The organism is Nocardiopsis aegyptia, from assembly GCF_013410755.1.
In the GTDB taxonomy this organism is placed as follows: Bacteria; Actinomycetota; Actinomycetes; order Streptosporangiales; family Streptosporangiaceae; genus Nocardiopsis; species Nocardiopsis aegyptia.
In genome coordinates, this window is sequence record NZ_JACCFS010000001.1 from 1,486,518 (window position 1) to 1,501,280 (window position 14,763).

The window sequence follows — 14,763 nt, forward strand, 5'->3', positions numbered from 1 at the left end:
CACCTCCGGGGCGTCGCGCGTGTGCGGTGTCGGCTGCGGGCCGCGGTCAGTCCTTGCCGAAGACCCGGTCCACGACGCGCTCCGCGGCGTGGCCGTCGTCCAGGGGGCAGAACTGGTCGACGAACGCCCGGTAGGTGCCCTGGTGCTCCTCGGCGACGCGGTCGATGTCCTGCAGGGCGCCGATGACGTCGTCGGAGCGGGTCAGCAGCGGTCCCGGCGCGGTCTCCTCGAAGTCGAAGTAGAACCCGCGCAGGTTGTCCCGGTAGCTCTCCAGGTCGTAGGTGAAGAACAGCATGGGCCGGCCGGTGTTGGCGAAGTCGAACATCATCGACGAGTAGTCGGTGATGAGGACGTCGGTGACCAGGAACAGCTCCATGATCTCCGGGTAGAGGGACACGTCGTGGACGAAGTCCTTCCCCACGATCGGGACGCTGTCCACGACCCTGGGGTGGCGGCGGACCAGCAGGACGTGGTCGTCGCCCAGCTTCTCGTACATCCGCTGCAGGTCCAGGTGCAGGTCCAGCTTGTGCTTGCCGCGCGTGTAGTACTTGTCGTCGCGCCAGGTGGGCGCGTAGAGCACGACCTTCTTGCCCTCGGGCAGGCCGAGGCGGCGCCGCGTGCGCTCGGCGACGGCCTCCGTGTCGGGCGAGAAGAAGATGTCGTTGCGCGGGTAGCCGGTCTCCAGGATCTCGCCCTCGAAGCGGAAGGCGCTGCGCAGGATGGGCGTGGCCCAGGGGCTCGGCGAGACGAGGTAGTCCCACTGCCGGGTCTCCCACGCGAGCATGTCGAAGTAATCGCGCGACTTGCCCCGGATGTTCTCGATGTCGAAGCCGATCCGCTTGAGCATCGACCCGTGCCAGGTCTGCACGACCACCTGGTCGGGACGGCGGTCGAACCACACCGGCTGGCGCGAGTTGGTCACCAGGTAGCGGCTTCGGGCCAGGGCCTCGTAGTACTCGCGGCCCCGGTGGCGCACGGGGGACAGGTCCGCGGGCGGGCGAACCTGCCCGTCGGCGACCAGCCAGGACATCGGGTAGTCGGCCCAGCGCTCGCGCCCGCGCAGCTCGGCGTAGATGCTCTGCGGACTGTCGGAGTACTGGCGGCCGGTGTAGGTGTCGAACAGGACGCCGTCCACGACCGGCTCCAGCCGCTGGGCCGGGTAGAAGGTCTCGCGCAGCTCGCGCTGGGCGAAGGCGCCGCGCTCGGCCGGGTGCAGGTCGGTCCCGACCCGCAGGATCGGCAGGCCGTGACCCTTGTAGGAGAGCGTGTAGGTGCGCTCGGAGGTCTGCAGCGCCAGCGGCAGGTGGGCGATCAGGTCCTCGGCGAACTCCACGCCCACGTCGGTGGAGCCCGCTCCGTCGGAGTCGAGCACCCGCCCCCACAGCTGGTAGCCGCCCGCGGCCAGGGAGAGCTCACCGGACAGGGTGGGGACGTCGGCGGGCGCGAACTCGGCGGTGAAGCGGCTTCCGGAACGCTCCACCTCCAGCCGGTGCTCCTCGTCGCGTCCCTGGGCCCTGACCACGAGCCGCAGCTCGGCCTCGGCGGTGAAGTCGCCGCTGAGCACAAGCCGGCGCCCCTCCCAGACGGCCTGGTCGACCACCGGGCGCGCGTGTCCCGCGCGCAGGGCGAGGTGGCCGGTCGGCGTGCGCTGCACGGCCAGCTCCCGGTGGGAGCCCTCGGCGGCGTAGGTGCCGCCGTGGACGGTGTCCGGCAGGACCGGCGCGACGCTCTCCTGGTCGGGTGTGACCAGACGGGCGTCCCACACCTCCTGGCGGACGACGCCGCCGCACTCGGAGACGCTGCGGTCGAGCAGATCGGCCGCGCGCACGCGGGCGCTGATCCGCCCGCCGTGCACCGTCAGCGGGTAGTGCAGCACCGCGGTGCCGGGCCGACGGGTCAGGCGCAGCTCGGTGGCCCGGGCCGCGGGCGCCGACACCAGTTCGCCCTCCAGTTCGAGCTCCCCCGTGCGGGCGTCGTAGCGGTGCTCGGTGATCCGTGCGCGGGAGGGCTCGACGCCGACGACCAGGTGGCGGTCCCGGTTCCAGCGGGGCCGGATCCACAGGTCCTCGTCCACCTGCTGGTACCCGGGCCGCTCCGGCGGTCCGGCGACCGGGTTGCCGATGATCCTGCGGCGGGCCAGGCCGCGGTTGACCACCACCAGCTCGACCTTCCAGTCGCCGGGCTCCCAGCGCCCGCCCGAACGCAGGCGGCGGGGGTCGAGGATGACCGTGAACCCGCCGTAGTCGTGGCGGGCGGCGTCCACCAGGTCGGGGAGGCGGTACTCGGCGGCCAGGCGCGTGTGCACGGGGAGTCTGACCCGGCGGCGGGTGGAGGTATTGACGGCGAACGCGACCACGTGCTGCTGCCAGCGCTTGCGGGCGCGCAGGTGCCGGATGCCGACGCGGCCGCTGATGTGCAGGCGGCCGTCCTTCCAGTGGACGTCCTCGGTCTTCTGGCGGACCCTGAGCTCGTCGTCGAGGCGGTAGACCTCGCGCGGCACGGCCTTGGCGGGGTCGGTGGCGTCGAAGAAGGGGTAGCGGATGTAGTAGCCGAGGCCGCGCCGGACCACGTTCGCCTTCTTGATCTCGACGCTCTTGGCGAAGGTCGCCACCTCCAGGAGGTCGTCCACGCGCCGCTTGCGCACGAGGTGGTACAGGAGGCGGTCCAGGACGCCCAGGCCGCGCAGCAGGCGCGGGGACACGTGGTCCAGGTAGGCGTTGAGCAGGTCCAGGACGAGCTCGCGGACCTCCTCGTCGGCGTCGTCGAGGCGCAGCAGCAGCCGGCGGAGCTCGCCCTGGAGGAGGGGGCGGTCCCAGAGCCGCCGGTCGGCGGTGCTCAGGCTCGCGGCCAGGACGCCCATGGCCCGGAGGCGGCGGGTGAGGGCCTCCCGTCCCAGGGGGACGGGGTCGGACTCGCGCTGGCGCTTGAGCAGCACGGGCGCCGGCAGGACGTCGACGGCGGCGGCCGCCAGGGCGGCGCGTCGCAGGCCGAGATCGGCGTCCTCGGGGGCGAGTCCGTGGTCGGTCAGCGAGTTCCAGAACTCCCGGAGCCAGAGCTTGTTGCCCAGAGCGGAGTCCGACGCCAGTGCGGGGATGGCGCGGGGGTCCTCCGCCATGCGGTGCTTGCCGCAGAGCTTGCGGTGGAAGGACGACGGGTGCGCGCCGAGCTCGCTGAAGCGGTGGACGTTGCCCACGACCAGGTCCGAGCGGGTGTCCGCGGCGCTGTCGACCAGGTAGGACACCGCGTACCCGGTCAGCGCGTCACCGCCGTCGAGGAAGAGCAGGTGGGTGCCCGAGGCCGCGGCGGCACCGCGCACGCGCGCCGAGGGGCGGTCCGGCGCGGGATCGGTGTCGGCGAGCACGACGGCCAGTCCGGACGGCGGAGCGGCGGCGAAGGCGGCGGCGACGGCCAGGGCGTCCTCACGGGTGTCCTCGACGGTCTCGTCGCCGTGGTCGCTGTCCTCGGCCCGTTCGGCGGCCTCGCCCTCCTCCGCGCCGTCGTCGTCCCCGGAGTGGTCGGCCGAGTGGTCGTCGGAGGAGGCCTCGGAGGGGCCGGTGCGGGAGTCGGCGCCGGCCGCGGCACGGACCGGGACGAGGACGACCTCGAATCCCGGCACCGGGTCGGGCGCGGTGTCGCCGCCCCCGTCACGCTGGCGCGCCAGGGAGTCGAGGCAGTACTGCAGATGGGGCTCGGTGACGTCGAACGTCACGATGACTGTGGGTTCGGGCACGGAAGAAGACACCCTCCGAAGGGTCCGTCGCTACGGGCAACGTGCGGACACGACGCGGTCCGCGTTGTCAGTGGGGTACCCACCGAATGTAGAGGATCCCTGACCCACCGTGGGCCGCGAGGGGTACCTACCTGGTGAGAGTGCCGGCCCGCTGACGCGAACCGGTCCAGGATTGCGCGCCGACGGGTGTCCCCGGAGCGTCCCGCACTCCTAAAATGTCACGGGAACACACGGCGGCTCCCCCTCCCCCGGCCACGCCCGGGAGAGACACCGCCGGACAACCGATCACGGGCCCGGAGGCGGGTCGCGCACCGCGGTGCGGACGACGCCTCGACGGTGGCGGACTGCGGAACGGACGGCATGGCCCCTCCCGAACACGGCGATGAACAGCGGCCCGTCCCCGGCCGCCCCCTCCCCGACGGCGACGAGTTCTACACCCCCGGTGCCGGCCCGCTGCGCGCGGCCGTGGAACGGCGCAGCGCCGTTCCCCTCGTGTGGCTGCACCAGCTGCCGCGATGGCTGCCGCCTCTGGTGCTGGGCGCCCTGTTCATCGCGGGCCTGATGGCACCGGGACTGGTGGGCGGGCTGTGCCTGCTCGTGGTCGCGGTGTTCTTCTCCTGGCTGGCGTTCCTGACCTGGCCCTCGCTGGACCGCCGGCAGCGGGTGCCGCGCGTGATCATGGTGGTGGTCGTGCTGGTGCTGACGGTCGCGCGCTTCCTGGGGTTCTGAGGTCCGGCGCGGCGGGTGGCGAGCCGTTCGTCGCGTTTTGACAATCATTTTCGTTTTCGGCATACTGAGCAGGTGTCTGACCAGTTCACGGGGACCGCGGCCGGCGATCCCGACGCACCGCCCGCCTTCCGGATCACCGACGCCGTCGTGGGCTACGACGGCACGCCGGTGCTCGACGGCGTGGACCTCGACATCCCCGCGGGACAGACGATCGCCGTCATGGGCCCCAACGGGTCGGGCAAGTCCACGCTCATGCGCGCGATGCTCGGCATCGCTCCGCTCTCCGCCGGGCGGATCCTGGTCCACGGGACGCCGCTGCGGCGCTTCCGCGACTGGCGCCGCATCGGCTACGTACCCCAGCGCCTCACCGCCGGAGGCGCGGTCCCGGCCACGGTCCGCGAGATCGTCGCCTCGGGCCAGGTCGCCGCGCGCCGCCTGCTGTCCCTGCCCACCCGCGCCGACCGGGCCGCCATCGACGAGGCGCTGGAGACCGTCGGGCTGACCGACCGGGCGCGCGACTCCGTCCGCGAGCTCTCCGGCGGCCAACAGCAGCGCGTACTCATCGCCCGTGCGCTCGCCGGGCGCCCCGACACCTTCGTCATGGACGAGCCCATGGCCGGTGTCGACGCCGAGAACCAGCGGGAACTGGCACGCACCATCGACCACCTGCGCGGCACAGGGGCCACGGTCGTCCTGGTCCTGCACGAGCTGGGCCCGCTGGAGGACGTGATCGAGCGGGCCGTCGTCCTGGACGGCGGCCGGATCGGGCACGACGGCCGCCGCGCGCCCGCCGCCACCGGCGAGTGCGCACGCCCCGGGCACGAGCACCAGCACCCCCACCCCGACCCCAACGACCCCGACCCGCGGGCGGCCGGCACGGAGCCCGCGGCCGCGGACCTGATCCGACTCGAGGTGCCCGGCCGTGACTGAACTGCTCCAGTACGAGTTCATGCGCCGCGCCCTGCTCGCCGCCGTACTGGTCGGGCTCGTCACCCCGATCATCGGCACCTTCCTCGTCCAGCGCCGCCTGGCGCTGCTGGGCGACGGCATCGGCCACGTCGCCCTGACCGGCGTGGCTCTGGGCCTGCTGACCAGCACCTCCCCGGTCCTGACCGCCGCCGTGGTGGCCACCCTGGGCGCCATCCTCATGGAGGCGGTGCGGGTGCGCACCCGCGCCAGCGGAGAGGTCGCCCTGGCGCTGCTGTTCTACGGCGGCATCGCCGGCGGCGTCCTGCTCATCGGGCTCACCCCCGGTGCCAGCAACGCCACGCTGACCGCCTACCTGTTCGGTTCGGTGAGCACCGTGGAGGAGCAGGACATCTGGGTGGTGGCCGTGCTGGCCGCCGCCGTGGTCGCGGTGGTGGCGGTGTTCGGCCGCCAGCTCTTCGTCCTGTGCCAGGACGAGGACGTCGCCCGCGCGCACGGACTGCCGGTGCGCTTCCTGAGCATCCTGCTGGCGGTCACCGCCGCGCTGACCGTCGTCATCGCGATGCGGGTGGTGGGCCTGCTGATGGTCAGCGCGCTGATGATCGTGCCCGTGGCCGCCGCACAACAGCTGACCAGGAGTTTCCGGGTGACGATGGGCCTGGCCGTGGCCATCGGCCTCGTCGCTTCGGTGGGCGGGCTGTCCACGGCCTTCTACTCCGACCTGGCACCGGGAGCGACGATCGTGCTGATCGCGCTGGCCGTGTTCTGCGTGGCCGTCGCCGCCGCTGGGTTCGCCCGCCGACGGGGACGGCGCCGGACCGCAGCCCCCCGGCGACCGGAAGGGCCGCTCGAGACCGATACGATGCCCCAGACCGCGCGGGGAGGATGACACCATGAGTACACGACGCGAGGCCGTTCGCCAGACACTGTCCGAGTCCTCCGGTTTCCGCAGCGCCCAGGACCTGTACGCGGACCTGCGGGCCGATGGTTCCAAGATCGGCCTGACCACGGTCTACCGCGCCCTGCAGGCGCTGAGCGACTCCGGCGAGATCGACGTCCTGCGCAACGACGACGGCGAGGCCGTCTACCGCGCCTGCGGAACGGAGACCCATCACCACCACCTGGTGTGCCGGGTGTGCGGCACCGCGGTGGAGATCGAGGGCCCCACGGTCGAGTCCTGGGCGGCCGAGACCGGCGCCAAGCACGGGTTCACCGACGTGACGCACACCGTCGAGGTGTTCGGCACCTGCCCGCGCTGCTCGTCCTGACCTGCTCTTTTGGGGCCGCCGCTCGTGCCCACGCCGTCGCCCGCCACCACCCTCAACGGACGCCTGCGGCGCAGTCCTTCCTGCTTTGGCCCGTGCTCGTGCGCCCGGAAGACGCGCCCTCGCTGCGCTCTCCGGCGCCCTCGCAGGCTCGGACGCTGGGCGCCGGGAGGCCAGTGTTCTTCGGCCTCGTTCGTGCTGGCCCTCGCAAGCTCGGTTCGGCTACGCCCTCGGCCTGCAGAACACTGGCGCGCCCCTCGCGAACCCCCCTGCGGCCCGGCTAGCGCGGCGGCTCCTTGAGGCCGAGCAGGTTGCCCTCGCTGTCGTTGACGTAGGCCACCCGGCCCCGGCCGGGCAGGTCGTGGACGGGGTGGTCGGCCGTTCCGCCCGCGGCGGCGACGCGTTCCAGCGCCGCGTCCATGTCCTCGACCTCCAGCCACACCACGGCGGCCTGGCTCTGGTGCGCGCGACTCATCAGCGCGCAGTCGATCCCCTCACCCGGACCCGTGTCGACCGTGCGGTAGCCGTCGACGAACGGCGAGGGCGCGCTCGTCCAGTCGAAGGCGCTCGCGTAGAAGCGGGCGGCGCGGTCGAGGTCGTCGACGGTGATCTCGGCGTGGACGAGGCGTCCCAAGGCGTTCTCCCGGTGTCGTGCGGTGCCGTCGGGACCATCCTGCTACCGCGCGGGGCGCGTCCCGCGGCACGGCACGCGCCGCTCACCGGCGGATCACTCGCAGGGCGAGCAGGGCTCCAGGTTGGGGCGCTTGGCGCTCAGCCCGTCGCCCGAGGAGCGTCCGGTGAGGCGTCGGCCGATCCACGGCACCAGATACTCACGGGCCCAGTGCAGGTCCTCCTGCCGGGCCGACCGCCAGTCGCGCGGCTCGGTCGGCGGCCAGGGAGCACCCCAGTCCTCGTCGACGGGCACGCCCAGGACCTCGCACACGCGCAGCGCGATCCGGCGGTGCCCCTCGGTCGAGAAGTGCAGCCGGTCCCAGCTCCACGCGCGCGGGTCGGCGAGCACCCGCATGCTCCACATGTCCACGACGTCGCAGTCGTACCGGTCCGCGATGGCGCGCAGGTGCATGTTGTACGTGGACACCTTGCCGCGCAGGTGGCGCATGACCGACAGGGAGCCGGTGTCGAAGCCGGTGAAGAGCACGAGCCGGGCGCCGGTACCGCTGAGCCGGGCGACCCCGGCCTCGAGGATCTGGGCGGTGGCGTCCGGGTCGCCGCCGGGACGGATGATGTCGTTGCCGCCCGCACACAGGGTGATCAGGTCCGGGGCGAGCTCGACCGCCCGGGGCACCTGCTCGGTCATGATCTGGCCGGCGAGCCTGCCGCGTACGGCGAGGTTGGCGTAGCGCACCTCGCCGACGTGCCGCGCCAGGTGTTCGGCGACCCGGTCCGCCCAACCCCGGTAGCGGCCGTTGGGGACGCTGTCGCTGTCGGGGTAGGGATCGCTCATACCCTCGGTGAAGCTGTCCCCGAGGGCGACGTAGGACACGATGTCCTTCTGCGTCAGATCACTGTGCAAGCCGCTCATAGTGCACGATGATGCAACCTCGACGTCGGGTTACGCGACAGTAGGTTGACGGTTTCCGCCCTTTTGGGCGGGACATCACAGTCGCACCGGTGTGCGGGCCGCCGCGACCCGCACGCCGGTGCGGAGGCTCCGGTGACCGGACGCGCCGATCAGCTCCGGTCCTTGGTGAGCGGGGTGAGCTCCGGGCGCTTGGCGGTAACCGTGTCACCGGAGGAGCGACCGGTCAGACGGCGTCCGATCCACGGCCCGAGGGACTCGCGGACCCACGTCAGGTCCTCCCGGCGCGCCTGGGTCCAGCTCACCGGCGCCGTCTCCGGCCAGGGCGCGTCCCAGCGCTCGGCGGTGGGCACGCCCAGCACCTCGGCGACGCGCAGCGCCAGCCGGCGGTGGCCCTCCGGCGACATGTGCAGCCGGTCGTCGTCCCAGGCACGGGAATCGGTGAGGACGCCCATCGACCACTGGTCGACGAGGAAGCAGTCGTACTTGTCGGCGATGGCGCGCACGTTCATGTAGTAGCGGGCGAACAGGCCGATGGTGCCGCGCATGTAGCCGGTGGAGACGTTGACCCCGGTGAAGAGCACGACCTGGCTGCCCTGGGCGCGCAGGCGGGCCACCGTGCGGTCCAGGACCTTCGCCATCCGCTCCGGGTCGCCGGCCGGGCGCAGCAGATCGTTGCCGCCCGCGCACAGGGTGACCAGGTCAGGGGCCATCTCCAGGGCGGCCGGGACCTGGTCGGTGACGATCTGGCGCATGAGCTTGCCGCGCACGGCCAGGTTGGCGTAGCGGATCTCGCCGAGGTGGTCGGCCAGGTGCTCGGCGAGGCGGTCGGCCCAGCCGCGGAAGACCACGGTCTCCGCCGCGTCCACGCCGGCGCCCGGGACGGCCCCGGGCACGGTCGCGGGGTAGGGGTCGCCCACGCCCTCGGTGAAGCTGTCCCCCACCGACACCAGCGACATTCCCGGGCGCAGCGGCCCGGCGCTCTCGGTTCCCACCGTCACTTCTCCTCTTCCGAAACGGACTCGCCCACAGGGTTCCCCACCGGATTGGGCACGGCGCCGCCGTAGCGGCGGTCCCGGCTGGCGTAGATCTCACAGGCCCGCCACAGGTCGCGGCGGTCGAAGTCGGGCCAGAGGGCGTCGAGGAACACGAACTCGGCGTAGGCGGACTGCCAGAGCAGGAAGTTGGACGTGCGCTGCTCGCCCGAGGAGCGCACGAAGAGGTCCACGTCCGGCATGTCCGGCACGTACATGTGGCGGGCGATGGCGTCCTCGGTGATCTTCTCCGGGGAGATACGCCCCGCCGCGGCCTGGCGCGCCAGTTCACGGGCGGCGTCGGCGATCTCCGCGCGTCCGCCGTAGTTCACGCAGAACTGCAGGGTCATCCGGGTGTTGTCCTTGGACAGCTCCTCGGCCTCCTGGAGTTCCTTGATGACGCTCTTCCACAGCATCCCGGCGCGCCCGGCCCACTTGATGCGCACGCCGCGGGCGTGCAGCTCGTCGCGGCGGTTGCGGATGGTGTCGCGGTTGAACCCCATGAGGAAGCGCACCTCGTCGGGCGAGCGCTTCCAGTTCTCCGTGGAGAAGGCGTACGCCGACAGGTTGGGGATGCCCATCTCCAGGGCGCCCTCGATCACGTCGAAGAGGGAGGACTCCCCCGCCTTGTGGCCCTCGGTGCGCGGCAGCCCGCGTTCCTTGGCCCAGCGGCCGTTGCCGTCCATGACCACGGCCACGTGCCGGGGCACGAGGTCGGCGGGCAGCTCCGGCGGTCGCGCCCCGCTGGGGTGCGGGACGGGCGCGGCGTACTGCCGCCGCTTGTCGGCGTCGAAGTTGAACAGGCTCAAGAACGCTCCACGTGGCGCAGTGATCGGATTCCGTTCTCCAGGTGCCACTGTAGATAGGCCGCGACCAACCCACTGCACTCGGAGCGATGCCGGTCCTGACTGGCGTCCGCGCTCTCCCAGTCCCCTCCGAGCAGCGCCGACATCAGTCGCGGCGTCTCGGGGGACGGGTGCACGGAGCCGTGCGGACGGCACACCGAGCAGACCATACCGCCGGCGTGCACCGCGAACGCGCGGTGCTCCCCCCGGCTGCCGCAGCGCGCGCACTCCCCCAGGGCGGGGGTGTACCCGGCCACGGCCAGCGAGCGGAGCAGGTAGGCGTCGAGGACGAGGCGGGAGTCGTGCGACCCCTCCCCCAGGGTGCGCAGCGCGCCGATGAGGAGGAGGAACTGGCGCAGCGCCGGGTCCTTCTCCACGGCCACGATCTTCTCCGCGGTCTCCAGCATGGCGGTGGCGGCGGTGTACCGGGAGTAGTCGGAGACCACCGACTCCCCGTAGGGGCGCAGCGTCTCGGCCTGGGTGATGATGTCCAGGGTCCTGCCGGTGTGGAGCTGGACGTCCACGTGGGTGCAGGGTTCCAGACGGGCGCCGAACCGCGACTTGGTACGGCGCACGCCCTTGCCGACGGCCCGGACCAGTCCGGTGCGTCGGGTCAGCAGGGTGACGATGCGGTCGGCCTCACCCAGTTTCTGGGTGCGCAGGACGACGCCCTCGTCGCGGTAGAGACTCACCCCTTCATTGTCGCGGATGCCACCGACCACCCGGGCGTCGTCCACAGCCCCGCGGCGCCGGAGCACCGCTGCCGTGACCTGCTTTGTTACGATTTGGATTCCCTTTTCAACATAATTGCTCTACTCTCACGCGCTAGGGCGCTCCGATCGACCCCGAGCAGGGGACGAAACCCCACATTGGGATCGCCCGAAAGTCATCCATCCCCACGGAGGTAGAGCGACATGGCGCGTGGCCGCAGAGGCAAGCGCAGGAAGAGCGCTCACGAACGCCCCTCGGGCCGGGAGGGGCGGCGCCGCCTCCTGCCCCTGGCGGCGGGTGTCGTCGCGGTCCCGGTGGGGGCCGTCCTGGCCGGAGCGCTCCTGGTGACCGACCCGGCCGACCGGCTGAACCCGTTCGCCACCACGTCCGACGGTTCCGCGGCCCCCGCCGGGTCCGGCGTCGCGGGTGATGCCGGCGACACGGCCGGCGACGCGGCGCTGGTGCCGGACGCCGACGACGGATCGGACTTCTTCGAGGACCCCACCGGCACGCCCCGGGAGTCCACGTCCACGGCCGAGGACCCCGTCGCGGAGGTCACGGCCTCGGCCGCGCCCGAGGACGAGGAGAGTCCCGAGGACACCGACGGTGAGCGCGCCGAGTCCGGCGGGAGCAGCGGAGGCAGCGGCGGCAGCAGTGGCGGCGGAAACGGCAGCGGGGGCAGCGGGAGCGGCGGCGGCGACACGGTCGCCGCGGCGAGCTCGCAGGTCGCCCGGGTCGTGGAGATCGTCAACTCCGAGCGCTCGGACGCGGGCTGCGGCTCCCTGCGGGTGGACGACCGGCTCACCGCCGCCGCCCAGGAGCACAGCGAGGACATGGACGCCCGCGGCTACATGGCCCACGAGAACCCCGACGGCGAGGGCCCCGGCGACCGGGCGGCCCGGCACGGGTACGACGCCTGGGGCGCGGAGAACGTCGCCAAGGGGCAGCGCAACGCCGAGCAGGTGATGGACGCCTGGATGAACAGCGAGGGCCACCGCGCCAACATCCTCAACTGCGACCTGGTCGCGATCGGCGTCGGCGAGTCCGGCAACGCGTGGACGCAGATGTTCGGCTGGGAGTAGCACCGCGGAAGCGCGAGGGGCGGGCCGCACCACAGGGGTGCGGCCCGCCCTTGCGCGTGCGAGGAGGGCGCCAGGACTGATTTCGATTAGCAGTCGAAGCCTCTACGAGGCTGGAGAAGGAAGCCCCGGCATGGCCTCGCGCCCGCAGAGTACCGCGGCCGGGCGGGGAGCACGACGACTGATACCAGTGAGAGGAGGGAGTCGAACCCCGAGAAGGAAGCCGTCGCATGGCCGCCCGGGTGCCCGCGGTGAGGGAAGCGCGAGGGCTCTGTCCGGCCCACTCGCGTGGCTACCGGATCCGCGTGAGAAGGAAGCCCTCGCATGGCCTCATGCGAGTACGCCGAGGAGGGCGCGGCGGCTGGGATCAATGGTGTACGGCCGGGGGCCGTCAGAAGGAAGCCGTCGCATGGCCTCGTGCGTGTACGGCAAGGAGGGCGCGGCGGCTCTTGGCATTTACCTGAAAAATGTGCCCCGAGGGCGAGAGAAGGAAGCCGCCGCATGGCCTCGCCACACAGAACACTAGCGGGCCGCCGGGCGGCCCGCCACCCGATTCCTCGGCAGGTGACGGACCGCCGGCGGCGAGGAGCGGACCGACGCCGCACGGTCCCCTGCGCGGTCACCGGGAACCGTCCGGTCAGTCCGGCAGGAGCGCGCCCAGCTCCCTGGCGGTGAACACCTCGGTCCCCTCCGGCAGCGAGTCCGGGCGCTCCAGGCCGACGTAGGCCCAGCGCTCCCCCTCGGGCACCGCCTCCTCCACCGGCTCCCCGGCGTCGAACGGCGCCACCCGGGCTCCGTCCCGCTCCGCCATCCCGAGCAGGTCGCCGACCGTGAAGGGGTCCCGCTCCACCAGGGCCCGCGCCAGCACGCCCGTGGACACGCCCGTGTCCTCGACCCGGTTGAAGGCCGGTGAGCCGGACATGAACAGGTGCAGCCACCGGGCGATCCAGCCCCCGCCCTCCACACGGGAGAAGACCAGCGGAAGCGCGATCCGCGACCCGCCCCGCAGATCGGACTTGGCCCGCACCGTCCCCGGTTCGAACGGCATGCCGTCCTGCTCCCCATCGCGGGTCATGAAGCCGAAGAAGCTCTCCGCCAGCTCCAGGAAGCCCTCGCCGGAGTACAGCAGCACCTGCGGCACCACGTGGTGCACGTCGCCCGCCACCCTGGCGAGGTCCAGGTCGATCATCTCCGTGGCGCCCTCGGCGGCCTCGACGATGTCGCCGGAGTGCGCCATCCCCTCGCCCTTGAGGTTGGTCCACGACACCTGGCCCGCCCCGGCGAAGTCGGCGTTCAGCAGCTGCACGGACAGGTCCAGATCCGTGCGCCGGGCCTCCTGGCGCCAGTGGACGAAGAAGCGGAGCCGCTCGCCGTCCACCGGCATGGCCGACCCGCGCGGCAGCACGCCCACACCGCCGGCCACGCCCTTGCCCGAGCGGGGCACCGCGACGGTGCGCACGGCCTCGTCCACCAGCACCCGGTCGAACCGGGGCAGGCGCCGGGCGATGGCCGCGTCCAGGGCGGTGACCACCGGGCCGACGCGCCCGGCGGGCAGCGGGTCCCTCCGGTCCCGCACGACCCACGCACGGGACCGCTGGTTGACGAACATCCGCGCGATCCCCTCGCTCCGGCGGGCGGCCAGGTGCTCGCGGGCCGACACCAGGACGCGCGGGGCGACCTGGTCGGCGCGCGCGTCCACGGTCGCCGCGACCCGCGCCGCCTCCTCCTCGGAGCACTGGCGCAGGATCCGGTCCACGCCGCGGACGAGCGTGCCGGGCGCGGTCGCGAGCAGGTCGAGCACGCGGCCGGTGTCGCCGTCGGCGAAGGCCGCCTCCACCCGGGCGTTGAAGCCGCGCACCCGGGTCTCGCCGCGCGCGACGGCGAACACCTCGCGCGCGTCGGCCAGCGCCGGGTACTCGTGCGGGTGCAGGCGCTCGCCCAGCCGCTTGAAGCGCTCCCGGTGACGGACGACGTCGCCGAGCTTGGCGCGGCTGCCGCCGACCACGCCCTCCAGCGCGGCCATCAGGGCCCGGCGCTCGCTCCGGCGGAAGGACCGGAACCGCGTGGGGCGGTCGAGGGTGACGTCGCCATCGGAGAGGGCGCAGGCCAGGCGCAGGACGTCGGTGACCGTGTCCACGAGCGGGGCGCGGCCCTCGGCGAGCCGGGCGCGGTTGACCACGGCCCGGTTCTCGCGGACCGGGATCCGCTCGGGCTGCTCGCCGTCGACGCACTCGGCGGCCAGCAGCTCCAGCAGGACGAGGTCGTCCTCGCCCAGCGGGAGCGGGCCCGCGGCCAGGTCGAGGTACAGCGCCCGCGTCTCCTCGGCCAGGGGGCGGCCGAGGTGCAGGACACCGACACGGTCCTTGGCTCCGGCGACGAAGGGTTCGCGCAGGCTCAGCAGGGTGTCGAAGTCGTGCTGGTAGCGGCCGTACTCCGGCAGTGCGAGCAGGTCGAGGGGGCCGCCCGCGAGGAGGGCGTCGCCGAGGACGCTCTCCGTCCTGGTGTCCGGGTCCGCGAGGGCGCCGGCCAGGCACTCCAGCCAGAACTGTGCCGTGTCCGGCACGTTCTCGGGGAAGTCGGTGAAGTACACGTTGTGTTCGACGTGGTCGCCGACCGCCTCGCGGACCGCGGAGAGCACCGGCTCGGCCGCCGCCAGGACGTCCTCGGGCCGGAGCGCGGCCAGGTGTCGCAGCAGGTCCGTGGAGCAGGTGTAGCCGACGGTGAGCAGGGCGGCGTCGAACCGGCGTGCGGTGGCGGTTCCGTCTCCGGGCCGGCCGGACGGCTCCGGCACGCGCAGGGTCCGCTTGATGATCTCGGAGTGCAGCATGCGCAGCATCGTCGCACCCCGCGACGCCCGGCCGCCACGCCTTTTCCGGCCGTGCGGGGGCCGCCGGCCTCCTGAT

The 14,763-nt window shown here is 72.9% G+C and carries 12 protein-coding genes; 5 read left to right on the plus strand and 7 right to left on the minus strand.

Going from position 1 to position 14,763, the window contains the following annotated elements; all coding sequences use genetic code 11:
* Positions 1 to 46: 46 nt before the first annotated feature.
* Positions 47 to 3,730: a CDP-glycerol glycerophosphotransferase family protein gene (locus tag HNR10_RS06815; RefSeq protein WP_179821721.1), complete on the minus strand. Its 3,684-nt coding sequence runs from the start codon at positions 3,728 to 3,730 to the stop codon at positions 47 to 49.
* A gap of 360 nt (positions 3,731 to 4,090) precedes the next feature.
* Here HNR10_RS06815 and HNR10_RS06820 point away from each other — a divergent pair, with 360 nt between their 5' ends.
* The 4 genes from HNR10_RS06820 to HNR10_RS06835 all read left to right on the plus strand — a co-directional run bounded on the left by HNR10_RS06820 (position 4,091) and on the right by HNR10_RS06835 (position 6,654).
* A complete protein-coding gene (locus HNR10_RS06820) occupies positions 4,091 to 4,459 on the plus strand; it encodes a DUF6703 family protein (RefSeq protein WP_179821722.1) in 369 nt (122 codons plus the stop codon).
* Between the two features lie 72 nt (positions 4,460 to 4,531).
* Entirely contained in the window at positions 4,532 to 5,389 is an 858-nt protein-coding gene (locus HNR10_RS06825) for a metal ABC transporter ATP-binding protein (protein ID WP_179821724.1), read from the plus strand.
* Complete coding sequence (locus HNR10_RS06830; RefSeq protein ID WP_179821726.1) at positions 5,382 to 6,275, plus strand: metal ABC transporter permease; 894 nt, start codon at positions 5,382 to 5,384, stop codon at positions 6,273 to 6,275. Before HNR10_RS06825 ends, HNR10_RS06830 begins: the two co-directional genes overlap by 8 nt.
* Before the next feature lie 4 nt (positions 6,276 to 6,279).
* Positions 6,280 to 6,654 carry a Fur family transcriptional regulator gene (locus tag HNR10_RS06835; protein ID WP_179821728.1) on the plus strand — a complete coding sequence of 125 codons (375 nt, stop codon included), beginning with the start codon at positions 6,280 to 6,282 and terminating at the stop codon, positions 6,652 to 6,654.
* A gap of 277 nt (positions 6,655 to 6,931) precedes the next feature.
* Here HNR10_RS06835 and HNR10_RS06840 read toward each other — a convergent pair whose 3' ends face one another.
* From HNR10_RS06840 to recO, 5 genes are all read right to left on the minus strand, one after another.
* Positions 6,932 to 7,285 carry a VOC family protein gene (locus tag HNR10_RS06840; RefSeq protein ID WP_179821730.1) on the minus strand — a complete coding sequence of 118 codons (354 nt, stop codon included), beginning with the start codon at positions 7,283 to 7,285 and terminating at the stop codon, positions 6,932 to 6,934.
* Between the two features lie 93 nt (positions 7,286 to 7,378).
* Positions 7,379 to 8,194 carry an SGNH/GDSL hydrolase family protein gene (locus HNR10_RS06845; protein ID WP_179821732.1) on the minus strand — a complete coding sequence of 272 codons (816 nt, stop codon included), beginning with the start codon at positions 8,192 to 8,194 and terminating at the stop codon, positions 7,379 to 7,381.
* A 149-nt stretch (positions 8,195 to 8,343) separates the two neighbouring features.
* On the minus strand, positions 8,344 to 9,150 hold the full coding sequence (locus HNR10_RS06850; RefSeq protein WP_179829581.1) for an SGNH/GDSL hydrolase family protein: 807 nt from the start codon (positions 9,148 to 9,150) through the stop codon (positions 8,344 to 8,346).
* 38 nt (positions 9,151 to 9,188) lie between these two features.
* Positions 9,189 to 10,034, minus strand: a complete 846-nt coding sequence (locus HNR10_RS06855) for an isoprenyl transferase (protein ID WP_179821734.1) — start codon at positions 10,032 to 10,034, stop codon at positions 9,189 to 9,191.
* Positions 10,031 to 10,762 (minus strand): DNA repair protein RecO, encoded by a 732-nt coding sequence (recO, locus tag HNR10_RS06860; RefSeq protein ID WP_053615021.1) that lies wholly within the window; start codon positions 10,760 to 10,762, stop codon positions 10,031 to 10,033. The genes HNR10_RS06855 and recO overlap by 4 nt, the downstream gene beginning before the upstream one ends.
* A 222-nt stretch (positions 10,763 to 10,984) precedes the next feature.
* Between recO and HNR10_RS06865 the strand changes: the two genes are divergently transcribed.
* The gene (locus HNR10_RS06865) at positions 10,985 to 11,863 is read left to right on the plus strand and encodes a CAP domain-containing protein (protein WP_179821736.1); all 879 of its coding nucleotides are present in this window, start codon (positions 10,985 to 10,987) and stop codon (positions 11,861 to 11,863) included.
* Between the two features lie 634 nt (positions 11,864 to 12,497).
* Here HNR10_RS06865 and HNR10_RS06870 read toward each other — a convergent pair.
* Positions 12,498 to 14,687 (minus strand): TerD family protein, encoded by a 2,190-nt coding sequence (locus tag HNR10_RS06870; protein ID WP_246406093.1) that lies wholly within the window; start codon positions 14,685 to 14,687, stop codon positions 12,498 to 12,500.
* Positions 14,688 to 14,763 lie beyond the last annotated feature (76 nt).